The sequence below is a fragment of the Actinoplanes sp. NBC_00393 genome (assembly GCF_036053395.1).
Lineage (GTDB): Bacteria > Actinomycetota > Actinomycetes > Mycobacteriales > Micromonosporaceae > Actinoplanes.
The window spans coordinates 9,377,407-9,400,515 of sequence record NZ_CP107942.1 but is presented as its reverse complement, the minus strand read 5'-3'; the positions used below and the strand labels follow the sequence as shown (position 1 = coordinate 9,400,515).

Genomic DNA, 23,109 nt, shown 5'->3' with positions numbered 1-23,109 from the left:
CGCGGTGTAACGAAATCGCCAAGTCCGCTGGGGCCGGGAATATTGATCACCTGCGGCAACAGCGAAACTGGGCGCTTCCCGCCTGACCGACCGTCCAGGCGGGGTTGCGCTCAGTGACGGCTTTCGTCAGGAGGCCATCTGATTCTGCTTGCGCCAACGGATTCCCGCCTCGATGAACCCGTCCAAGTCGCCGTCGAAGACCGACGAAGGGTTACCGACCTCGTGCTCGGTGCGCAAATCTTTCACCATCTGGTAGGGGTGCAGCACGTACGAACGCATCTGGTCGCCCCACGATCCGGTGGTGTCCTGCTTGAGATCGGCCATCTTGGCCGCTTCCTCCTGGCGCTTGCGCTCCAGAAGGCGGGCCTGGAGCACGCGCATCGCGGCGGCTTTGTTCTGCAGCTGCGACTTCTCGTTCTGGCAGGACGCCACGATGCCGGTCGGGATGTGGGTGAGCCGGACCGCCGAGTCGGTGGTGTTGACGCTCTGCCCACCGGGGCCGGAGGAGCGGTAGACGTCGACCCGGATCTCGTTCTCCGGAATGTCGATGTGGTCGGTCTGCTCCACCACCGGCATCACCTCGATACCGGCGAAGCTGGTCTGCCGGCGGCCCTGGTTGTCGAACGGGCTGATCCGGACGAGGCGGTGGGTGCCGGACTCGACGCTCAGGGTGCCGTAGGCGTACGGCACCTTCACGGCGAAGGTGGCGGACTTGAGGCCGGCCTCCTCCGCGTACGACGTGTCGTAGACCTCGGTGGGGTAGCCGTGCCGCTCGGCCCAGCGCAGGTACATCCGCATCAGCATCTCGGCGAAGTCGGCGGCATCGACACCGCCGGCGCCGGCCCGGATCGCCACGAGGGCCTCCCGGGAGTCGTACTCACCGGAGAGGAGGGTGCGGACCTCCATCTCCTCGATGGCCTTGGCCAGCGTGACGAGCTCGTCGCCCACCTCGGCGATCGACGAGGTGTCGCCCTCGTCCTCGGCCATCTCGAGCAGCAGGCCGGCGTCGTCCAGCCGGGTGCGCAGGCGCTCCAGCTTGGAGATCTCGCCCGACACGTACGACAAGCGGCTGTTCACCTCCTGCGCGCGGGCCTGGTCGTCCCAGAGGTCCGGTGCGGAGGCCTGCTCCTCGAGGTCCGCCTTGTCCCGGCGCAGCTTGTCGACGTCCAGGACGTTCTCGATGTTGCGCAGGGTCGCGTCGAGGGTCTTCAGTTGCTCGGGAAAGTCGGCAGCGGTCACGACACTCAAGACTACGCCGCCCGGCCGGTACGACGGCCGGGCGGTCCGCTTTTACTAGCCCGTCGGAACGGCTTTGAGCCAGGTGAGGGCCGCCTTGTGATAGGCCACCGCGAACTCCAGCGCGGCTGCGCCGTACGGATCACCGTTCTTCTTGGCCTCCTTGGCCTGCTCCTTCGCCATCGCGAGGGCTTCCGCATGGTACGTGTTGGCGGTGCTGTAGAGCTCCTGGAGCTGGTTGCCGCTGTGCTGCTGACCGAAGGCGACCCGCAGGGCCACCGGGTTGCGCAGCGCGTCCCGGCCCGGAGACTCGGTGAGCCACCGGCTGAAGGCACGCTTGCCGGAGGCGGTGATGGCGTAGGGCTGACTGGAACGGGGGCCCGGCTTGCCGAGGCGCACGTACGCCATTTCGGCCAATACGGGCAGTTCGCGGTAGACCTGGCTCCGCGTCATCGACCAGTAGGGCCCGAGGCGGCGTTCGGCAGCCGCCATCAGCTGACCGCCGGTCATCGGCCCCTCGTGGAGAAGCCCGAGAAGGGCAGCCGCCGTCGGATTGATTTGGAAGTCGGGCATGCCTTCTAAGCTGCCACTTTGTAACGCCGCCGTCCAGGATTTCGCCTGATCCGTCCAGTTTGCGCCTCCACAAACGACTGTCCCGCACAGACAGTCCGACAACGAGCGACGACAGACCGCGTTTCGCCCTCCAGATCGGATCTGACCAGGTAAAATGGGCCACTTAAACGGTCAGACGACCCGTCCGAGGCAGGATTGGTCGCATTTCAGGCATAACGCCGTGCGAAACCAGACAATCAACCCATGTGGGGATAACGCCACGACACCGGCGGGTCGAAGGTCTCCTTGAGGGTCCTCGGGGACACCCAGCGGAGCAGATTCAGGATCGAACCGGCCTTGTCGTTGGTCCCGCTCCCCCGCGATCCGCCGAACGGCTGCTGCCCGACCACGGCGCCGGTCGGCTTGTCGTTGATGTAGAAGTTGCCCGCTGTGAAACGCAGCGCCTCCTGTGCCCAGTCGACCACCGACCGGTCGGTGGCGAAGATCGAGCCGGTGAGCGCGTACGGCGTGGCCGCGTCCGCCTGCGCCACCGCAGCCCGGAAGTCGGCGTCGGGATACACGTGCACCGCCAGGATCGGCCCGAAGAACTCGGTGGTGAACACCTCGTGGCTGGGATCGGTCCCCTCGACCAGGGTGGGCGCCACGAACCAGCCCTCGGAGTCGTCGGCCACCCCGCCGGCCAGCACGGTGCAGGAGTCACTGTTCTTGATCCGGTCCAGGGCGCCGGCCAGCCGGCCGAACGACCGGTCGTCGATCACCGCGCCGCCGAAGGTGGACAGGTCGGTGACGTCCCCGTACCGGATCGAGGCGACCGACGCCGCCAGCTGATCCCGCAGGCCGCCCTCCCACAGGCTCCGGGGGACGTAGGCCCGGGACGCTGCTGAGCATTTCTGGCCCTGATACTCGTACGCCCCACGCAACAATGCGGTGTGCAGAGCGTCCGCGTCCGCACTGGGGTGTGCGAAGACGAAGTCTTTGCCACCTGTCTCCCCCACCAGCCGCGGGTAGGTGCGGTAACGATCGATGTTCTCGCCCACCGTGCGCCACAGGTGCCGGAAGGTGGCCGTCGAGCCGGTGAAGTGGATGCCGGCCAGATCCGGATCGGCGAGCGCCACGTCGGACACCGCCAGACCGTCGCCGGTCACCATGTTGATCACGCCGGGTGGCAGGCCGGCCGCCTCGAACAGCCGCATCGTGAAGTGCGCGGCGAACTGCTGGGTCGGCGACGGCTTCCAGACCACGGTGTTGCCGAGCAGCGCGGGCGCCGACGGCAGGTTGCCGGCGATCGCGGTGAAGTTGAACGGGGTGATCGCGTAGACGAAGCCCTCGAGCGGCCGGTGGTCGAACCGGTTCCAGACCCCCGGCGACGACTCCGGCTGCTCGGCCAGCAGACGCTCCCCGAAGTACACGTTGAACCGCAGGAAGTCGATCAACTCGCAGGCGGCATCGATCTCCGCCTGGTAGCAGGACTTCGACTGGCCCAGGATGGTCGCCGCGTTCAAGGTGTCCCGCCAGGGCCCGGCGAGCAGCTCGGCGGCGCGCAGGAAGACGGCGGCCCGCTCGCTGTACGGCAGCGCCCGCCACATCGGCGCGGCCTCCTTCGCCGCCGTCACCGCAGCCGCGGCATCGGCCCGCGACGCGTTGCCGGTGACGCCCAGCACCTCCCGGCGGCGGTGCGGCTGGACCACCTCGATCGGTGGGCCGTCGGCCATCCGGCGCCGGCCACCGATCGTCATCGTCAGATCGGGCCGCTCACCGCGCAACGCCGTCAACCGCTCCTGAAGCGACTCGCGTTCCGGGCTGCCCGGCGCGTAGCCACGAACCGGTTCGTTCCGGGGCGCCGGAACGGAGAACAGGGCATCCATGCCGACTCCTCCACGTCGAGGGGCTGTTCGTCCATCCTCGCACCTGGCGGACGGCCGGTCAGGTAGCCGCAGGTTCGCCGGTTACCCTGACCTCCATGACAGACCGCCAGACCGCCCTGGAGACCGTCGAGGAATCCCGGCTCACCGCGGCGCTGCTCGCGGCGGCGTCCCTCATCTGGACGGCCGCGATGCTCTGGTCCGCCCGGGTCACCATCACCGGCCGCGAGAGCGCCGAGATGGAGGTGACCTCCACGGCGTACGCGCTGCCCGGCGCGGTCACCGCCGACCTGGTCGCCGGCGCTTCGGTCGCGCTCCTGGTGCTCACGCTGATCGGCCGGCGCCGGGTGCTCGGCCCCAGCGCCCGGTTCGCCGTGGCCACCGGGACGGGTCTGCTGGTCGGTCTCCTCAGCGCACTGCCGGTCGTCACCATCAACACCGCGGGGTCGCTCTACGCGATCGTCGGCGGCACCGTGGCCGCTGCTGCGACCATCGGCGGCGCGATCGCCGGCCTGCGGATCCCCTCGGTGGTCGCCGCGGCCGCAGCCGCCTCGGTCGGCGTCTTCGTGATCGGGTTCGTGCTCAACCTCTTCCAGGAGCCGGTGCTCGAACTGCTCGGCGCCGGCGACGCCGAGGCGTCAGCGAACGCGGCGCAGTGGTTCTCCTACGGGCAGGCCGCCCTCAGCGGCCTCGCCGCCGGCGTGATCGCCTACGCGATGCTGCGCCGGTCACGCAAGCACGGCGACGAGGTCAAATGGCCGATGTACGCGCTGGCGGGCGCCGGACCCGGACTGATCGTGGTGATCGGCGAGGTGCTGTCGCGGACCGCGGGCGCCGAGGTCCTCGAGCTGGCCGGGAAGGTCAGCCCGATGGACCAGCTGGCTCAGCAGATCCTCAGCACCGCGCGGCTCAACAGCGGTCTGGTGGTGCTCTTCGTCGGCGCGATCACGGCGACCATCGCCGTCGGGCGAACGATAAAGCCGGCGCCGGAGGACGAGCCTCAGACCAACTCGTCCAGCTCGGAGACTGCGTACCACTCCAGCTCGTGATCCTCGGCGCTGTCGACGGTGAACTGCGCATCCGGGTCGCCGGCCAGCGCCTCCTCCACGACGTCGGCGGCAGCGGCGACGGCCTCCGCGGCGTCAGCGCCGTCGACGTGGATGCTCGCGATCTCCTTGAGCTGCACGGGCTGCGGTAGGCGTACCGTGCTGGATCCGAGCTCGGTGTCCTCCCGGACCAGACTCGCGGCCGGCACGTCCGCCGAGACCACCACCCGCCGGCGCGGCGCCGCGGCGTCGTGGCGCAGCAGCTGCAGGGCGCCCTGGGCGGCCCGGGTGAAGGCGACGTACTCGAGTTCCTCCTCGTCGCCCTCCGCATACCACTCCCGCAGGGCCGGCGTCACCGCATGCGCGACCGTCGCACCCTCGCCGAGCTGCCCGGCGCTCCGCAAGGCGGCCAGCATCGGCAGCGTGGCCGGCAGGTAGACCCGGACCAGCTCGGTGATCGGCACTTCGTCCTCCTGCGCTTCGTGTCCGTCCCGGGCCATACAACCGCCACCGCGGGCCGGGCAGGGCCCATTTCACCAGGCGTCTCCGGATCGTGGCGACCCGGGCGGTGACATCGAGGGGAAGCCAGCGAAGGCAAACGATGGCAAACTGAGGATGTGGAGCCCCGATTCCTCTTGCTGTCCGACGTCGCGGCCGAGCTGAACGTCTCGGACTCGCAGGTCTATCACATGGTGCGCAGCGGCGAGCTGCCCGCGATCAAGATCGGTGGGCGCGGTCAGTGGCGCGTGGAGCGCGCCAAGCTGGAGGAATACATCCAGCAGAAGTACGCGGAGACCGCCACTTGGGTACGCGATAACCCGCTGGCCGAGCGCGAGCCGGAATGAGCCTTTTGCGCCTCTTCCCGCATTGATGCGACTCGCTTGACCCGGCTCTCGCGGACCGAGCAGACTTTGGCTATCGAAAGCAAACGGAGGCAAACGTAAGGATTGGCGGTGAGATGCGGTCCGTCGAGATGGCATCCACCGGGCACCGGCCGGCGATCCGCCTGCGACCGGTTCCCCGGTACGAACCCCCGTTCGACGACGAGCTGGCTCCCCAGGTCTGGGCCTCGGCCCGGCAGCTCCCCCTGGACTGGTCGGCTCAGGAAGTCCCGCCGGTCCCCTCGGACGGCCCACGGGCGTTGCCCGGCCCGCGAACGGACCCGGCGCCACCCGTGGTGGCCGGCGCGTCGAGCGACGCGAAGCTGGCCGTCCGGCGCTTCGTGCACCTCTGCGTGGAGGTCCTCAACGGATACCGGCCGCCGGCCCACCTGCGCCGGCTCGCGCTGCCCGCCGAGGCCGCCTCGGTGGTGGCCGAGGGGCTCGCCGGGGCCCGGCGGGTGGCCGCGCTGCGCGCCGCCAAGAAGGTGGGCGCCCGGCCGCCGCGACGTCCGGTGCCAGTCGCCGTGCTGCGGTTGCGCCTCTGCGAGCCACGGCCGGGCGCGGTGGAGGCTGCGGTCGCCCTGGTGACCGGCGAGCGCACCTGGGCGATGGCGCTGCGGATGGAGCTGCACCAGAAGAGCTGGGCGGCCACCGCGCTGCGCCTGATCTGAGCGGCCTCGCTCCCGACCCCGACGGGCCCCGGGGCGCCCGGTGCGCAGTAGAGGCGGCGGGCGTTCCGGGTTCCACCCGGGAGGACTGGGAGGGCTGGGCTGGGAGGGGCTGGGCTGGGAGGGCTGGCCTGGGAGGGCTGGCCTGGGAGGGCTGGCCTGGGAGGGATGGCCTGGGCTGGGAGGGCTGGCGGTCGGCTGGGCTGGCCGAGCTGGCTGGCGGTCGGCTGGACTGGCCGAGCTGGCTGGCGGCGGGCCAGGCCAGCTATTGGCTGGGCCAGCGGTTGGCTGGGCCAGCGGTTGGCTGGGCCAGCGGTTGGCTGGGCCAGCGGTTGGCTGGGCCAGCGGTTGGCTGGGCCAGCGGTTGGCTGGGCCAGCGGTTGGCTGGGCCAGCGGTTGGCTGGGCCAGCGGTTGGCTGGGCCAGCGGTTGGCTGGGCCAGCGGTTGGCTGGGCCGGCGGGACCAGCGGCTGGCTAGGCCGACGGTTGGTTGGGCCGGGCGCCTTTGAAGGCGGCACCGGCGGAAACGGCGGCGGCCCGCCGCCCGGCTTGGGACCGGGGGCGGGCCGCTCTGCGTGGAGCTGGTGGATCAGGCTGCGCCGGGGGCTCCGTGGCAGCGCTTGTACTTCTTGCCCGAGCCGCAGTAGCAGGGCGCGTTCCGGGACGGCCCGTTGGACTCCGACTGGTTGCCCCGGGCCGCGTGCCGGGCGCCGGTGTGGGCCGGGCTGGCCGGGACCGGCGAGCCACCGGGGCCGATGCCACCGGACGGCGCAGGCGGCTGCTGCTGCTGGATCGCCGGGCGGCCGGCGCCGGCCTCGCCGTCGATGGTCGGCGCGGTGTACTGCAGGTTCTGCGGCCGGCCCGGACCGCCGAGGCCCTTGGCGTGCACCTCGACCCGCTCCGGCTCATCCGGCTCGTCCCCGCCGCCGACCTTGGGCAGCTCGTAGGCTTGGCTCGGGTCGACGGTGACGGTGGGCTGCTCCTCGACCTGGACCTCGAGGTTGAAGACGAAGCCGACCGCCTCCTCCTTGATGCCCTCCATCATCTGGTTGAACATGTCGAAGCCCTCGCGCTGGTACTCGACCACCGGGTCGCGCTGCGCGTACGCCCGCAGGCTGATGCCCTCCTGCAGGTAGTCCATCTCGTAGAGGTGCTCACGCCACTTCCGGTCGATGACCGCGAGCAGCACCTGCCGCTCCAGCTCGCGCAGCGCCTCCGCGCCGAGTTCCTCTTCACGAGTCTTGTACGCCGCCTGGGCGTCCTGCCGGAGCTGCTCGATCAGGAAGTCCCGGTCGATCGTGTTCCGCTCGCCGCCGGACTCCTCGATGATGTCGTCGAGGGTGAGGGTCAGCGGGTAGAGCCGCTTCAGGTCGGTCCAGAGCTGCTCGAGGTCCCAGTCCTCCGCGTACCCCTCGCCGGTGGCCACCGAGACGATGTCGGTGATGACGTCGTCGATCATGTGGGTGACCTGGTCGTGCATGTCCTCGCCGTCGAGGACCCGCTTGCGCTCGGCGTAGACGACCTGGCGCTGCTTGTTCATCACCTCGTCGTACTTGAGGACGTTCTTCCGGATCTCCGCGTTCTGCGCCTCGATCTGGGTCTGCGCGCTGCGGATCTGCCGGGTCACCATCTTCGACTCGATGGGCACGTCCTCGGGGATGTTGAAGCGCTCCATGACCGCTTCGACCGCACCGGCCCGGAACCGCTTCATCAGGTCGTCCTGCAGCGACAGGTAGAACCGGGACTCGCCCGGGTCGCCCTGCCGGCCGGAACGACCGCGGAGCTGGTTGTCGATGCGGCGGGAGTCGTGCCGCTCGGTGCCGAGCACGTACAGACCGCCGGCGGCCTGGACCTCGGCGGCCTCCTCGTCGCACGCTTCCTTCCACGTCGGCAGGACCTCTTCGAGCGCCTTCGCGTACTCCTCCGGGTTCTCCACCGGGTCGAGGCCGCGCTGGGCGAGCTCGCTCGCGGCGAGGAACTCCGGGTTGCCGCCGAGCAGGATGTCCGTACCCCGGCCGGCCATGTTGGTGGCGACCGTGACCGCACCCTTGCGGCCGGCCTGGGCGATGATCGTGGCTTCCTGAGCGTGGAACTTCGCGTTCAGCACGCTGTGCGGGATGCCGCGCTTGCGCAGCAGGGTGGAGAGGATCTCGGAGTTCTCCACCGAGACGGTGCCGACGAGCACCGGCTGGCCGGTGGCGTGCCGCTCGGCGATGTCCTCGATGACCGCGTTGAACTTGGCCCGCTCGGTCTTGTAGATGACGTCCGGGTGGTCGATGCGGATCATCGGGCGGTGCGTCGGGATGCTCACGACGCCGACCTTGTAGACGCTGTTGAACTCGCCGGCCTCGGTCTGCGCCGTACCGGTCATGCCGCCGAGCTTCTCGTAGAGGCGGAAGTAGTTCTGCAGGGTGACGGTCGCCAGGGTCTGGTTCTCCTGCTTGACCTCCACCCCCTCCTTCGCCTCGATCGCCTGGTGCATGCCCTCGTTGTAGCGGCGGCCGTGCAGGATGCGGCCGGTGAACTCATCGACGATCAGGACCTCGCCGTCGGGGCTGACGATGTAGTCCTTGTCGCGCTTGTACAGCTCCTTGGCCTTGATGGCGTTGTTCAGGTAGCCGACCAGCGGGGTGTTCACCGACTCGTACAGGTTGTCGATGCCGAGGCGGTCCTCGACCTTGGCGACACCGCGCTCGGTGATCGCCACGGTGCGCTTGGCCACGTCGACCTCGTAGTCGCCCTCGCCGTCCTTGCCGGCCTGAAGGCGGTTCACGATCTGCGAGAACTCCCCGTACCACCGGGCCGAGTGCTCGGCCGGGCCGGAGATGATCAGCGGGGTCCGGGCCTCGTCGATGAGGATCGAGTCCACCTCGTCGACGATCGCGAAGTTGTGCCCGCGCTGCACCAGCTCGGTCTTCGCCCACGCCATGTTGTCGCGCAGGTAGTCGAAGCCGAACTCGTTGTTCGTCCCGTACGTGATGTCGCACTCGTACGCCGCGCGGTGCTCGGCGGCCGGACGGTTCGGCAGGATGACGCCGACGGTCAGGCCGAGGAACACGTGCACCCGGCCGACCCACTCGGCGTCACGCTGGGCGAGGTAGTCGTTCACCGTGATGATGTGCACGCCCTTGCCGCTCAACGCGTTGAGGTAGGCCGGGAACACGCCGGTCAGGGTCTTGCCCTCACCGGTCTTCATCTCCGGGATGTTGCCGAAGTGCAGCGCGGCGCCGCCCATCAGCTGAACGTCGTACGCCCGCTGGCCGAGCACTCGCTTCGCACCCTCACGAGCCACCGCGAAGGCCTCCGGGAGCAGCGAGTCGAGGGACTCGCCCTCCTCGTAGCGCTCCTTGAACTGCTGGGTGCACTCGCGCAGCTCGTCGTCGGTCAGATCGACGTAGTCGTTCTCGATCGAGTTGACCGCGTCCGCGATCGCCTTGAGACGGCGCACCATGCGGCCTTCGCCGGCACGAAGGATCTTTTCCAAAATCGACACGGGTCAACGCTCCCCTAGACAGTCTGCCGAACCATCGTAGGCACCTTCCCCCTTGACCTGTGACCCGAGCCTCCGGTGAAACGCACAAAAAGCATGAAACGTCGCGGTGAGTTCGCTGATAGCGCAGCCGCCGACTGTTTCAAATCGGTTTGGTGCCCGGGCGCGTCCCAGCGAGGATGAGGCTGTGGATCAGGACCAGTGGGACCAGGACGGTGGCATCCGGCTGCGCGAGCACCGGCCGGAGGATGCGGCGGCACTCGCCGAGGCGTACGAAGATCCGGTTTTCCGCCGGTTCGCCCGCTCCGACACCGGCCCGTCCGCAGGTCACGTCATCGCCGACGAGCAGACCGACCGGATGCTCGGCGGGATCGGGCTGAGCGCGGCGGCGCCCGGGCGGGGTCAGGCCGAGGTGACCTTCTGGGTCGCGCCGTGGGCACGCCGGCGCGGGGTGGCCACGGCGGCGCTGCGAGCCTTCGACCGGTACGCGTTCGGCAGCGGCCTGGAACGGCTGGAGCTGCTGATCCACTGGGACAACCCGGCGGCTCAGCGGGTCGCGATGGCGGCCGGATACACCCGCGAGGGCGTACGCCGGGGTGCGCTCCCGGCCACCGACGGCGGCCGCCAGGACATGCTGGTGTTCACCCGCCTGGCCGGCGACCCGCGCGAGCCGGCCGCCCGTCTGCTGCCGGATCTGCCCGGCGACGAGCTGACCGACGGGGTGGTGACCCTGCGCCGGCTGGGCGAGCAGGACATCGACTTCTACACCGAGTTGCACAACGTGCCGGACGTGATCGACACCAGTGTGCCGCCGGAACCGAAGCCGGCCGACGAGATACACCGCCGGTGCGTGCGTACGGAATCGCACTGGCTCGCCGGCGACCGTGCTGACCTGGTCATTCTCGACGCGGCGACCGGCACCAGGGCAGGCGAGATCGGCCTCTATTACCAGGAGCCGCCGCTGGCCCAGGCCATGATCGGGTACAGCATGCTGCCCGCGTTCCGCGGTCGCGGTTTCGCCACCCGGGCCGCGCAGCTGCTCGCCCTCTGGACCTTCGCGGAGACCTCCATCGTCCGGCTGATCGCCGGCGCGCTGCCGACGAACATCGGCTCGCAGCGCGTGCTGGAGAAGGCGGGCTTCCGCAAGGAGGCATACCAGCGCTTGCGCCTGCCCGGTAAGGACGGCGCCCGCGTCGACGACGTTCAGTTCGTGCTGCTGGCTGGAGACCTGCTGGCGCAGGCCTCCAGCCAGGACGGGTCACACCGCGAGACTTAGGATCCCGTAGTCGTAGCCCCGGCGGCGGTAGACGACGCTGGGGCGGCCACTGTCCTTGTCGAGGAACAGATAGAAGTCGTGACCGACCAGCTCCATCTGGAAGAGCGCATCGTCGACGGTCATCGGCTCAGCCGGATGCTCCTTCTCCCGAACGATGCGCCACGGCTGGTTCTCGTCGTGCTCGGCCAGGTCGGCGTCGACGGACGGCTCCGCGGTCAGCGTGGCGACGGCACCGGTCAGATCGGTGGGGAGATTGGCGGTAGCGGCTGCCACGGACACCGGGGCGTGCCGGCCGCGGTGGACGCGGCGCCGGTCGGCCGAGCGGCGCAACCGGGCATCCAGCTTGTTGATGGCGCAGTCCAGGGCTGCATAGAAGTCTTGTGCCTGTGCCTCAGCGCGGATCACAGGTCCCTTGGTCATGACGGTGATCTCGACACGCTGGCAGGTGTCGGACTGTCGCGGGTTGCGTTCGTGGAAAAGCTCCACGTCCGCCCTCATCAGCTTCTGGTCGTAACGTTCGACCTTGCTCAGCTTGTCTGCGACATGCTCTCGATAGTGGTCGGGAACCTCTACGTTGCGGCCCTTGACGACAATGTCCACTCGTGACCTCCCCCAACGTGATTACATGCTGGCGCCGTACCGCGGCGCGTCGTGTTGCTCAGGGAAAACGCCGCGTGACTTGCCACCGACGCGGCCTACGTGGGTGAGACGACTCCTTTCCGGTGCGGGGAACCCAGGCTCTCGGCGCTCCGGTGGCGGGTGAGCCGGTCCGCTCACCCTCGTCACCTAGACGCTAACCCGCCTATGCCCGCCCGTCACCACACGTTTGGTATAACCGGGGGCTGACTTTCGCCTCTATCGGGAAACCGGAGACCGTGCCCTCAATTACCGGGGGCAGTTCGGCGCAGTTGCGTGGCTGCCAACACTGCGGCACCTGTGACCTGCATGTCCGCCTCCTCAAGACGGCGAGCCACCGCTGCCAATGTGGCGCCGGTGGTGACGATGTCATCCGTCACCACAAGCGTGCCCCTGATCCGGCCGCCGCGTTGCAGAACGCTGATTCGGGGACTGATTCGCAGCGAATTGACAGCGGAGATCAACCGTCCGGCAGCGTCCAGCGACGTGGAGTCAGGCTTCGGCAGCGCCCGCAAAGGCTGCACGGTAGTAGCGGTGTATCCGGCCGTGCGCAGCCGCCGCACGGCGTGATCGGTCAGCCGCGCCATGTGGTCACCGTGCCGCTCCCGCCGGGCTGCCGCGGTCGAGGGCACCGGAAGCAGCACCACCGGGCGGTCACGCGGCGCGACCGCAGCGACCGCGCCGGCCAGCAGGGCGCCGAGAGGCCGAGCGAGTCGATGCCGGCCCTTTTCCTTGTACGCCAGAAGCGCGCCCCGCAACGACCCGGCGTAGGACCCCACCGTCACACAGGGTGGAAAACCGGCCGGCGACGGACTCGGTGCGGTGGCATACGGCCGGAGCGCCTCCAGAGCCGTCACGCACGCGGCACACGTGCCGTAGCTCAGCCGGACCCGTTCCGCCCCGCACCCCGCACAGGCGCCCGGCAGAACCAGGTCGGCCAGTTCGCCGAGGAGCGCCGCGACCATGTCAGTTCAAGAAGAACGGCGCGGTCGGGATCTTGCCGGCCGGCGGCTGCGCGGGCGGATCGGCCAGGTCGTTGACACCGATCGATTCGGCCTTGGCCAACACGTCGTAGGCCACCGCGCCGATGGTGAACGACACCGAGTTGGAGTGGTACTCGTTCGTCTGCGGGTTGCTCGGGTACGCGGTCAGGTAGTTGATCACGCCACTGCCGATCTCCACCGGGTTCGGGCCCTCCCGCGCCCCGTCCACAGACACCTGGATGATCGAGCCCCGGCCTCGCCGCGACCCCGCCACGTTGAGCCAGCTCTCGCTGCTGAAGGCCACCGCGGTGACGGCCTCCAGCGGCGGGCGGAGCTGCTCAGGAACACTGAGCTCGACGCCGTCGCCGGTAACGGTCAGGGTGGCCCGGTAGAGCCGGCCGTCGACCACGAGCGCCAGCCGGTGCCCGTCCGGTGCGACCGAGAACGCGCTGATCTTCCCGGTCACCCCGGGCAGCGGGACCGCCTGTGCCGCACCGCCCTGCGCGCCGAAGCTGTGCAGCCGCCCGTTCGCGAGGATCAGCCCGACCGCGCCCTCGGTCGTCTTGTCCGGAGTGATCGCCCAGACCGGCTGGCCCCGGCCGGCCGGCAGCCCGGTGACGGTCTGCAGGGTGGCGTCCTGGTCGAACTGCGCGGCGCCGACCCGCAATGCGTCGTCCCGTCCGCTGACCACGGCCGCGAAGATGTGGGTCGCCGAGGAGTGCAGAGCCCCGAACCGCACGTCCTTGTTGGCCGCGGCCGGGATCGCCGGAATGCGCTCGGTCTCGTTCGTCGACTTGGCGACGCGGACGATCTTGCCGTCGTATACCACGAACCGCTCCGGGGAGAGGGCCAGCCGGTGGGCCACGTTGCTGGTGTAGTAGTTCGTCGCGGTGTACTCGTGTTCCTGCTGGTGGCCGATCTTCACGTTGAGGAACTCGTACTGCGCCGGGCGCAGCGACCACTGCAGCTGGTTGCGCAGCCGTTCCATCGCCTCCGCGGCGCCCTTGGCGGGGACGGCCTGAGCGGTCAGCTCGATCTGCAGCCGTCCGTCGGCGATCGCGGGGACCTTGCCGATGGTCGCCGTGCCCTCCGGCAGCGCCTCCACGGCGTCCCGCAGCCACGGCGACGGGCCGGCGACGAGCCAGCTGAGAACCGTGTTCGGTTCCTGCTCCTCCGGCAGGTTGCGCGACATGTACCGGACGTCGGGCACCAGCGTGGTGCGCTCGGTGTTCCAGAAGTAGATGGTCCGCTCGACGTACTTCTCGCTCAGCGCGTCCTCGCTGAGCAGCAGGACGTCCGGCGCCTCGGCGACGAACAGACCCGCTTCCCCGGCCACCTCGCTGACGTGGAACGTGTATGTGCCCTTGCTCGGCTCCACCGGCTCCAGCACACCGTTCTTCGCCAGCGTGCCGATCACTTCGTAGGACACGGCGACGGTGCCCTCGTCGAGGTCCTCCAGCGGCGTGTCGGTCAGCCGGATCACCTTCGGCGCGGACGGCGGCTTGAACTGGTTGGCCAGCGACTGCGTCATGAAACCCTTGACCCGCTCCAGCGCGGTGTCGTAGTCGCCGGCCGCGGCCTCCAGATAGTTCCGGATGAACTGCGTGCGGTCCTTGGTCGTACCGCGGGTGGCCTCGGCCACCGGCGTGTCGTTGTCGCCGGCGGAGATGCCGGTCGAGGGGCCGGTGCCGATCTCGGTGACCCCGGTCTCGTCCGGAATCCCGCAGCCGCTGAGCACCAGCACCGCCACCACGGTGACTGCCGGCAGGGAACGGCGCATCAGCTCACCTCCGCCGGTTCACCGGTGATGGCCGGGCGATCCCGCGGGATCAGCGGCAGCGGAGCGGCGACCAGCCGGTCCCCGGCCCGCACCGGCAGAGTCAGGCGGAACTGGGCACCCTCACCCGGGGCGCCCCAGGCCTCCAGCCAGCCACCGTGCAGCCGGGCGTCCTCGACGCTGATCGAGAGGCCGAGGCCGGTGCCGCCGGTCTGCCGGGCCCGGGACGGGTCGGCCCGCCAGAACCGGTTGAAGACCAGCCGCTCCTCGCCGGGCTTCAGACCGATCCCGTGATCCCGAACGGTGATCGCGACGGCCGCCTCGTCGGTCACCATGGTGACCACCACCGGCTTGTGCTCGGCGTGCTCGATGGCGTTGCCGACCAGGTTGCGCAGCACCCGCTCGACCCGGCGCGGATCGACCTCGGCGATCACCGGGGTCTCCGGCAGGCGCAGGTCCAGCTCGACACCGGCCCGCTCGGCGAGACCACCGAGGCGCTCGGTCACCCGCTGCACGATCGGGACCAGGTCGGTGTGCTCGGCGTCCAGGGCGGCGAAGCCGGCGTCGAACCGGCTGATCTCCAGCAGGTCGGTGAGCAGGTCCTCGAAGCGGTCCAGCTCGGCCTGCAGCAGCTCGGCGCTGCGGGCCACCGCGGGCTCGAACGACTCCCGCTCCGAGAAGATCAGATCAGCGGCCATCCGTACGGTCGTCAGCGGTGTCCGCAGCTCGTGCGAGACGTCCGAGGTGAACCGGCGTTGCAGTCGCGACATCTCCTCCAGCCGGACGATCTGCCGCTGCAGGTTCGCCGCCATCTGGTTGAACGCCGCCGCGAGCAACGCCAGATCGTCCTCGCCGTCGACCTTCATCCGCTGGTCCAGCAGGCCCGCGGAGAGCCGCTGAGCGGTCCGGGCGGCGACCCGCACCGGGTTCACCACCAGGCGGGTGACCAGGCCGGCCACCACGCCGAGCAGGAAGACCAGCGCGATCCCGGTGGCCAGCACGGTGGTCCGGATCTGATTGGCGGTCCGGTCCTCGGTGGTGAGGGGCACCATGTAGTACAGCTCGAGATGCCCGAATTTGGTGCGCACCGGTGACCCGTACACCAAGAATTTGATGGTCTGGCCCTTGATCTCCGCGGTCCGGATCTGCTGTGCCACCGAACCGGAACCGGCCACGGCCTGGACCATCTCCGGAGTGATCAGCTGCTGGGTGTCGACATCGAGGGGCAGCGTCACGGCACCCAGGTCGGGGTAGTCGGCCGCCCGGATGGAGATCACCGAGCCGCCGTCATCGGCCGGATCGCCGTCGAACAGCTCGTTGACGGTGCCCGCGATCGTGTTCGGAAGCTCCGGGTCACGCGCGGCGGGATGCACGCTGAGCTGCTTGTACGCATACTCCACCTTGCCGCTCATGGACGAGGAGACCTCGTCCTTGGTGCGGCTCAGCAGGATGTCGGCGCTGCGGTCCGCGATGAACCAGCCGAACGTGCCGACCAGCAGGCTGGAGGCGACCAGGGTGAGAGCGACCACCCGCAGCTGCAGCGAACGGCGCCAGGCCCGCCGGGCCGGCGCCGAATACTGCCGGAACCAGCGCACGACCACGCGCCAGTAGCGCCGCACCACCCGGAGGGTGCGGCGCACAGGCATCGGAAGCCAAGCCGGAGCACGCATCTCGCGGCAAGGTTAACCGCTGCCGGCGATCAGCCGGTGCCCGCCTTGTAGCCGACACCACGGACCGTCAGGATGATCTCCGGCCGCTCGGGGTCCGGCTCGATCTTCGCCCGCAGTCGCTGGACGTGCACGTTGACCAGGCGCGTGTCGGCCGCGTGCCGGTATCCCCAGACCTGCTCCAGCAGCACCTCGCGGGTGAAGACCTGGCGCGGCTTGCGGGCCAGCGCCACCAGCAGATCGAACTCCAGCGGGGTGAGCTTCACCTCCTCGCCGTCGCGGGACACGGTGTGTGCCGGCACGTCGATGGTGATCTGGTTTCCCGGCGGGCCGATGGTGAGCATCTCCGGCGCGGCGTCCTCACCCCGGCGCAACCGGGCGCGCATCCGCGCCACCAGCTCCTTGGGCTTGAACGGCTTGACCACGTAGTCGTCGGCGCCGGACTCCAGGCCCAGCACGACGTCGACGGTGTCGCTCTTGGCGGTCAGCATGACGATCGGGATGCCTGACTCGGCGCGGATCGCGCGCGCCACGTCGATGCCGCTCATCCCGGGCAACATCAGGTCCAGCAGGACGATATCCGGACGATTTTCCCGGAAGGCGGCCAGGGCGCGCTCTCCGTCGGCCACGAACGAGGGCAGGAAACCCTCACTGCGCAGGACGATGCCGAGCATCTCGGCCAACGCGGGATCGTCATCGACGACCAGTACCCGGGCTCTCATGCGGTCCAATATTGCACTGTCCTCCCGGTCCTCGCGCTACCTGGGGGCCGATCTTGCCCGGGAGCCTACCCGCAGACATAGAAAAACGGGCGGTCCCGGTCCGGGACCGCCCGTGGCGCGCAGTGTTACTGAGAACCTGCGAATTACGCGCCGGGCCGGTCGAACTCCCCTGCTCGGACCCCGGCGATGAAGCCGGACCAGTCCCCGGTGCCGAAACTGAGCACCGGGCCCGTGACGTCCTTGGAGTCACGGACCAGAACCGCGGCCGGAATGTTGGCTACTTCGACGCAGTGGCCGGCAGCGCCACTACGGCTGCTCTTGCGCCAGGTGAGCGTGGCGTCCTGCATGATCATCCCCTTCCGTGGAATGCTTCTCCATTGGACCCCACGGCGGGCGCTCATCGCCCCAGGTGATCCCTCATCTCAGCGATGGCCGTTCGGCTCTCTTCTGGCGACAATGCGCGTTCCTGCAGGTCATCGAAGGCATCCTGGTACACGTCGATCTCCTCCGGCTTCACTCGGAAGAGGCCTCCGGTCAACCCTTCGATGTGCACCACCGGGTTACGGGAGCCGTCCGGGAACTCCAGCACCAGGAAGGACTCGATGAGTCCGGCATGCGCTCCGGCCTGGAACGGCAGGATCGACAACTCCACACCGGGACGGTTGCTCGCCTCGTACAGCCGGCTCAGCTGACGGCGCTGCACCTCCCGGCCGCCCACCTCGCGCAGCAGCACGCCCTCGTCCAGGACGATGCGCAGATCCGGCGGCGGATCGCGGGTCAGCACGGCCTGCCGGGCCATCCGCAGCGCGAGCCGGCGCTGGATGGTGGCGGTGTCCTCGATGTCCGCGCCGGTTTCGATCACGGCACGCGCGTACTCGTCGGTCTGCAGCAGGCCCGGCACCACCTGGGCCTCCCACTCGGAGATCCGCACGGCCTCGGCCTCCAGGGCCAGATACTCGTCGTACGGGTCCGGGACCGACGACCGGTACGGCGTCCACCACGCCCGGGCCCGGCCACGACGAGCCAGGTCACGCAGTCGGCCGCGGTCCTCCAGAGCCACCCCGTACAGGGTGAGCAGCCGGTCCAGGTCGGACTCGCTGATCCCGGTGTGCGCCGTCTCGATCCGGCTCAGCTTCGACTCGGACCAGCCGAGGGCGGTCGCCACGTCGACAGCGCGGCGCTCACCGCGGAGCCGGCGCAGTTCTCCCCCGAGCTCGCGGCGCGCTGTCGAAGTCGGCCTCGCCACGGAGCCACCATAACGGCGGATCGATGGCCCGTTGCAACTTGCAAGGGACGCAATGCACTTGCAGTGCCCGCAGGTGGCGTGCCGTAATGAGGAGGCGAAGACCGAACCCGGTGGCGGCAACCGCCGGGGATGAGCCCCCGCTCGGCGGGCGAGTGGGGGCTCCGGCACGTCAGTATCGGTAATGCTCCGGCTTGAACGGCCCCTCGACGGCGATGCCCAGGTAGGCGGCCTGTTCCTTGGTCAACTCGGTCAGCTTCACGCCGAGCGCGTCCAGGTGCAGCCGGGCCACCTTCTCGTCCAGGTGCTTGGGCAGCACATACACCCCGACGGGGTACTCCTCGGTCTTCGTGAAGAGCTCGATCTGCGCGATCGTCTGGTTCGAGAAGCTGTTGCTCATCACGAACGACGGGTGACCGGTCGCGTTGCCCAGGTTCAGCAGCCGGCCCTCGGAGAGCACGATGATCGAGTGCCCGTCGGCGAAGCGCCACTCGTCGACCTGCGGCTTGATGGTGATGCGCGTGACGTCGGCGCGTTTCTGCAGGCCGGCCATGTCGATCTCGTTGTCGAAGTGGCCGATGTTCCCGACGATCGCCTGGTGTTTCATCCTGGCCATGTGCTCGTGGGTGATCACGTCGAAGCAGCCGGTCGCCGTCACGAAGATGTCCGCATATTCCACGACATCGTCGATCGTGGCGACCTGGTAGCCGTCCATCGCGGCCTGCAGCGCGCAGATCGGGTCGACCTCGGTGACGATCACCCGGGCGCCCTGGCCGCGCAGTGACTCGGCGCAACCCTTGCCGACGTCACCGTACCCGAAGACCACCGCCACCTTGCCGCCGATCAGCACGTCGGTGGCCCGGTTGATGCCGTCGATCAGCGAGTGCCGGCAGCCGTACTTGTTGTCGAACTTCGACTTGGTCACCGAGTCGTTCACGTTGATCGCCGGGAACAGCAGGGTGCCGGCCTGCTGCATCTCGTACAGCCGGTGCACGCCGGTCGTGGTCTCCTCGGTGACACCCTTGATGCCGGCCGCCACCCGGGTCCAGCGCTTGTCGTCCTCGGTCAGGCTGCGGGCCAGCAGCTTCAGGATGACCGCGTACTCCTCCGAGTCGGCCGTCTCCGGCGACGGCACCGCGCCGGCCCGCTCGAACTCGGCGCCCTTGTGCACCAGCAGCGTGGCGTCACCACCGTCGTCGAGGATCATGTTGGGCGCGTCGCCGTCCGGCCAGAGCAGCACCCGCTCGGTGCACCACCAGTACTCCTCGAGGGATTCGCCCTTCCATGCGTACACCGGGACGCCCTGCGGCTTCTCCGGCGTACCGTCCCGGCCGACGACGATGGCCGCGGCAGCGTGATCCTGGGTCGAGAAGATGTTGCAGGAGGCCCACCGGACCTGGGCGCCGAGCGCGGTCAGCGTCTCGATCAGGACCGCGGTCTGGATCGTCATGTGCAGCGAGCCGGTGATCCGGGCGCCGCGCAGCGGCCGGCTCGCCCCGAACTCCTTCCGCAACGCCATCAAGCCGGGCATCTCATGCTCGGCCAGCTCGATCTCCTTACGGCCGAACGCGGCGAGCGACAGGTCCGCGACCTTGAAGTCGCCCTCGGCGAGCGTGCTGGTCATCCAAAACTCCCGGGTGTGCGGGGCCGGCGAACAAAACCCCATTTACGGTACGGCTTGGACACGCCCTGACTCGTGCTGACGGGAATCCTCGGCCACCCGGCTCGCGAGACTGCCCCCGCATAGCGAACGGGGCGACAGGTCGAAACCCGCCGCCCCGTTCATCCCCCCGGTTTGGTACCGCGCGCGTCCGTGGGACCCCCCGATCACCAATGACGCTGCGTGCTTATAGATTCACACTCCGCAACCACTATGTCAAGGAATTTCAGCAAATTTCGGACGCACTCCTTGACGCACCGCATTCCCACCCCCACACCCAACCATCGGTACGACTCCCACCGCCCCACCAGATCCCCCACTACGACGCGCGACCCAGGCACAACGTCCAGCCCTCACGCGCCCGCCGGACCCACGCAGTCCACCAGCACGCCACCAGCTCCCCATGCCTCCAGCTGACCCCCAGCGCTGCCTCAAGCAGCTCAATACAGCTGTGACCGTCAGCCACCAATCCCAGCTGACCCCCAGCGCTGCCTCCCGCCGCCCGACACGACACTGACCGTCAGCCACCAGGGCCGGCTGACCGCCAGCGCTGCCTCCCGCGGGCTGATACGACACTGGCCGTCAGCCACCAGGGCCGGCTGACCGTCAGCGCTGCTTCCCGCGGGCTGATACGACGCTGACGGTCAGCCATCAAGAGCGGCTGACCGTCAGCGCTGCTTCCCGGGGAGGGAGGCGACATTGGGCGACAGCTGACGGGGGCGGCTTGGCCCCGTGGGCGGTGGGGTGAGCGGGACCCGTGGGTGAGCCCGGCGGGGGCGCTGGGGGCCTGGAGTCATGCTCAGGTCGCTTCGTGGGGCGGGAGCCACGTAGCTGCGGTTGGGGGCGCGAAAACGCGTACCGAAATCAGGTTGGCACTGCGGCGATGAAAAGCGTGCCGGCGCCGGCTGCGGTCAGCGTGCCTGCGGTGGCCGGCGCGTAAGCGGCTGTGCCGGGGCTGAGGGTGACCGGGATGCCGTGGTCCTCGCCCACGTGGATGTCGCCGGCGGCGCCCAGCAGGATGCGCGGGCCGCTGCCGGGCAGGCGGAGTGGCGGCCGGTTGGCGGCCAGCTCGATGCGGTAGAGCTCGAAGTCGGGGACCGGAACGCGCCACGAGGTCACGCCGGGTTCGAGTTCGGTGCCGTGCAGCAGCGGGTCGTCGAGGACCTCGAAACGCAGGACCGCGAGCAGCTCGTCCACGTCGACGCGTTTCGGGGTGAGGCCGCCGCGCAGGACGTTGTCGCTGGCGGCCATCAGTTCGACGCCGAGGCCGTTCAGGTAGGCGTGCAGGTTGCCGGCGGGCATCCAGATGGCCTCGCCGGGGGCGAGGCGGACCAGATTCAACAGCAGGGCGACCAGTACGCCGGGATCGCCCGGATAGTGCTCGGCGAGCTTGCGGGCGAGCCGGAAGGAGTCGCCGTGCTCATGGTCGTCGGCGAACCCGGAGGCGGCGGTCACGACGTCGTCGATAAGCGCCTTGCGGTCGTCGGACGGCCAGGTGAGCAGCAGGCGGACCGCCTCGGAGAGGTCACCGGCCCGCAGGGTCGTGACGACCGGGTCGAGTCGGGGCACGCCGAAGGCGGCGATCACGGCGGCGGCCACGGCCGGCGGGCGGAAACCGCAGAGCGCCTCGAACGGGGTGAGCGCCACCAGCATCTCGGGCTTGTGGTGGGCGTCCGTGTAGTTCTTCGGGGCGTCCGGGTCGGCTTCCTGCCGGGCGAAGGCGATCTTCGCATAGTCGGCGTCGGGGTGTGCCTGCAGCGACAGCGGGGCGGCGGCGGCCAGCACCTTCATCAGATAGGGCAGCCGCTCCCCGAACCGCGCGGTGACCGGGTCGCCGAGTTGGCCGTGCGGGTCGCCGGCGATCAGGTCGGTGAGCTGGACCGGCCCGTCCGGCCCCGGCACGGTGGACGGGTCGCCGGGATGGGCGCCGAGCCACAGCTCCGCCTCGGGCCCCTCGGTGGGGGCGGGACGGCCCTGCAGCTCGGCGATCGCGGTGCGGGATCCCCAGGCGTACGGCCGGATCACACCATTCAACGGATACACGGTCATACCCGGCAAAGTAGCAGTGTCGACGGACTGTCGATCACTGGATTCCCTCGGGCAACGGGTTCGACAGTTCCTTCATCTCGCTGATCGCCGGCACCGCCATCGGGTCGAGCCCGTGTGCCAGAGCCAAGTAGAGCGAGGCGAAGTCGGGCACCGCGACGAGCGACGCCAGCCGCTCCAGCGTCGACCCGCCCTCGGCGGTGAGCACGTCGCAGCGCACACCCCGCCGGTCGGCGAGGGTCTGGATGGCGTCGGCACGCCGTTCCTCGACGGCCACCGGCTCGTCCGCGTCGTCCTCCGGGTTGAGGCCGCCGTCGCGGAGCACCACGAGGCGCAGACGGGTCACGCTCTCGTCGATCTCGTCCGGGTCGGCGAAGATGTCCCGGGAGCCCTCGGCCAGGCCGCCGAAGACGCCGTCGAGCAGGCCCACCCGGCCCCGGCCGGCCTCACCGAGCGCGCCGGCCATCACCGGATACCGCGCGTTCGCGGCCAGGGTGTCGGCGAACCGCCGGGCCGCGACCGTGGCCAGCGGCGACGAGCCCCACACGATCGGGACCGAGCCGGCCAGGCCGAGCGCGAGCTCCTTGGCCGGGTTGACGAAGGAGTCGGCGGCCGGACGGCACCGCTCGGCGTCGGCGTCGAGCCGGATGGCCGTCTCCGCGATGTCCGCCTCGGCCAGCTTGGCCAGGCCGAGCGCCCGGCCGGCGAAGAGCACCGGGATGGTCAGGCCCCAGAGCGTGGCCCGCGCCGGAGCACGGCGGGGCACGCCGATGAACGGGGCGCGGGCCCGCTCGGCCAGCGCCTCCAGGTCGGAGCCGGGGTTGCCGATCGCCACCAGCCGGGCGCCACGCCGGGCAGCGGCCTCGGCGGCCGCGAGCGCCTCCGGGCTGCGGCCGGAGGCGGAGACCGCGATCACCACGTCGGCCGCACCGACCCAGCCGGGCACGCCCGCGCTGCGGTGGCCGATGATCGGCACCGGGCAGCGCGGGCCCGCGACGGTGGACAGGATGCTGCCGGTGAGACCGGCGGTGCCGATGCCGGCCACCACGACAGCGCGCGGGCGACCCTCGTCGGCCAGCATGGACAGGTCGACCTCGGCAGCGAGCGCGGCCGACTCCCGGACCTGGGCGCCGGCCGACGCGGTGGCCCGCAGCATGCCGCCGGGGTCGTTGCCGAGCATCGACTTCTCATCGTTCAGCAGCGACTCGTCGGCGACGCGGTGACCGTTGACGCCGGCCGAGCCGTCCAATGGGTTGACCATCAGTTCTCGCTCCCCCCGGCCGGCTTCTCCACCGAGGTGTCGGCGAGCGGCCCGGCGGAGGTCCGCTTCTCCACCACCGGTTC

General features: G+C 69.8%; 19 protein-coding genes. 4 read left to right on the top strand and 15 right to left on the bottom strand.

The genetic code is table 11. The features are described 5' to 3' along the window. Positions 1–126: 126 nt before the first annotated feature. The 3 genes from prfB to pruA all read right to left on the bottom strand — a co-directional run bounded on the left by prfB (position 127) and on the right by pruA (position 3,674). Complete coding sequence (gene prfB / locus OHA21_RS43555) at positions 127–1,239, bottom strand: peptide chain release factor 2 (protein ID WP_328465431.1); 1,113 nt, start codon at positions 1,237–1,239, stop codon at positions 127–129. Between the two features lie 54 nt (positions 1,240–1,293). Then, a complete protein-coding gene (locus OHA21_RS43550; RefSeq protein WP_328465429.1) occupies positions 1,294–1,809 on the bottom strand; it encodes a PadR family transcriptional regulator in 516 nt (171 codons plus the stop codon). Between the two features lie 236 nt (positions 1,810–2,045). Next, positions 2,046–3,674 (bottom strand): L-glutamate gamma-semialdehyde dehydrogenase, encoded by a 1,629-nt coding sequence (pruA, locus tag OHA21_RS43545; RefSeq protein ID WP_328465427.1) that lies wholly within the window; start codon positions 3,672–3,674, stop codon positions 2,046–2,048. 95 nt (positions 3,675–3,769) lie between these two features. Here pruA and OHA21_RS43540 point away from each other — a divergent pair, with 95 nt between their 5' ends. Next, positions 3,770–4,720 (top strand): hypothetical protein, encoded by a 951-nt coding sequence (locus OHA21_RS43540; protein ID WP_328465425.1) that lies wholly within the window; start codon positions 3,770–3,772, stop codon positions 4,718–4,720. Here the strand turns inward: OHA21_RS43540 and OHA21_RS43535 are convergent. Beyond that, positions 4,672–5,217 carry a DUF6912 family protein gene (locus tag OHA21_RS43535; protein ID WP_328465423.1) on the bottom strand — a complete coding sequence of 182 codons (546 nt, stop codon included), beginning with the start codon at positions 5,215–5,217 and terminating at the stop codon, positions 4,672–4,674. The two genes, OHA21_RS43540 and OHA21_RS43535, sit on opposite strands and share 49 nt — an antisense overlap. 117 nt (positions 5,218–5,334) lie before the next feature. On the opposite strand from OHA21_RS43535, the gene OHA21_RS43530 reads away from it, so the two are divergent. Both OHA21_RS43530 and OHA21_RS43525 read left to right on the top strand, forming a co-directional pair. Then, complete coding sequence (locus OHA21_RS43530; protein ID WP_328465421.1) at positions 5,335–5,562, top strand: helix-turn-helix transcriptional regulator; 228 nt, start codon at positions 5,335–5,337, stop codon at positions 5,560–5,562. A 113-nt stretch (positions 5,563–5,675) separates the two neighbouring features. Further along, entirely contained in the window at positions 5,676–6,269 is a 594-nt protein-coding gene (locus OHA21_RS43525; protein WP_328465419.1) for an Rv3235 family protein, read from the top strand. Between the two features lie 585 nt (positions 6,270–6,854). On the opposite strand, the gene secA is transcribed toward OHA21_RS43525, so the two are convergent. Further along, entirely contained in the window at positions 6,855–9,758 is a 2,904-nt protein-coding gene (gene secA, locus OHA21_RS43520) for a preprotein translocase subunit SecA (protein ID WP_328465417.1), read from the bottom strand. Between the two features lie 184 nt (positions 9,759–9,942). On the opposite strand from secA, the gene OHA21_RS43515 reads away from it, so the two are divergent. Then, the gene (locus tag OHA21_RS43515) at positions 9,943–11,031 is read left to right on the top strand and encodes a GNAT family N-acetyltransferase (protein WP_328465415.1); all 1,089 of its coding nucleotides are present in this window, start codon (positions 9,943–9,945) and stop codon (positions 11,029–11,031) included. On the opposite strand, the gene hpf is transcribed toward OHA21_RS43515, so the two are convergent. The 10 genes from hpf to OHA21_RS43465 all read right to left on the bottom strand — a co-directional run bounded on the left by hpf (position 11,014) and on the right by OHA21_RS43465 (position 23,026). Continuing rightward, complete coding sequence (gene hpf, locus OHA21_RS43510) at positions 11,014–11,631, bottom strand: ribosome hibernation-promoting factor, HPF/YfiA family (protein ID WP_328465413.1); 618 nt, start codon at positions 11,629–11,631, stop codon at positions 11,014–11,016. The two genes, OHA21_RS43515 and hpf, sit on opposite strands and share 18 nt — an antisense overlap. A 281-nt stretch (positions 11,632–11,912) precedes the next feature. After that, the gene (locus OHA21_RS43505; protein WP_328465411.1) at positions 11,913–12,632 is read right to left on the bottom strand and encodes a ComF family protein; all 720 of its coding nucleotides are present in this window, start codon (positions 12,630–12,632) and stop codon (positions 11,913–11,915) included. Between the two features lies 1 nt (position 12,633). Further along, positions 12,634–14,430, bottom strand: coding sequence for an LpqB family beta-propeller domain-containing protein (locus OHA21_RS43500; RefSeq protein ID WP_328465409.1), 1,797 nt, complete (start codon positions 14,428–14,430; stop codon positions 12,634–12,636). Beyond that, complete coding sequence (mtrB, locus tag OHA21_RS43495) at positions 14,430–16,073, bottom strand: MtrAB system histidine kinase MtrB (protein ID WP_328465407.1); 1,644 nt, start codon at positions 16,071–16,073, stop codon at positions 14,430–14,432. The genes OHA21_RS43500 and mtrB overlap by 1 nt, the downstream gene beginning before the upstream one ends. A gap of 53 nt (positions 16,074–16,126) precedes the next feature. Next, positions 16,127–16,816 carry an MtrAB system response regulator MtrA gene (mtrA, locus tag OHA21_RS43490; RefSeq protein ID WP_014688036.1) on the bottom strand — a complete coding sequence of 230 codons (690 nt, stop codon included), beginning with the start codon at positions 16,814–16,816 and terminating at the stop codon, positions 16,127–16,129. Positions 16,817–16,959: 143 nt separating this feature from the next. Further along, the gene (locus OHA21_RS43485; protein WP_328465399.1) at positions 16,960–17,163 is read right to left on the bottom strand and encodes a DUF397 domain-containing protein; all 204 of its coding nucleotides are present in this window, start codon (positions 17,161–17,163) and stop codon (positions 16,960–16,962) included. 50 nt (positions 17,164–17,213) lie between these two features. Beyond that, positions 17,214–18,062, bottom strand: coding sequence for a helix-turn-helix domain-containing protein (locus OHA21_RS43480; RefSeq protein WP_328465397.1), 849 nt, complete (start codon positions 18,060–18,062; stop codon positions 17,214–17,216). Positions 18,063–18,231: 169 nt separating this feature from the next. Further along, positions 18,232–19,683, bottom strand: coding sequence for an adenosylhomocysteinase (gene ahcY, locus OHA21_RS43475; protein WP_328465395.1), 1,452 nt, complete (start codon positions 19,681–19,683; stop codon positions 18,232–18,234). Positions 19,684–20,583: 900 nt separating this feature from the next. Further along, positions 20,584–21,768 carry a mannose-6-phosphate isomerase, class I gene (manA, locus tag OHA21_RS43470; protein WP_442875007.1) on the bottom strand — a complete coding sequence of 395 codons (1,185 nt, stop codon included), beginning with the start codon at positions 21,766–21,768 and terminating at the stop codon, positions 20,584–20,586. A 34-nt stretch (positions 21,769–21,802) separates the two neighbouring features. Continuing rightward, positions 21,803–23,026, bottom strand: coding sequence for an SIS domain-containing protein (locus tag OHA21_RS43465; protein ID WP_328465393.1), 1,224 nt, complete (start codon positions 23,024–23,026; stop codon positions 21,803–21,805). Positions 23,027–23,109: the final 83 nt, after the last annotated feature.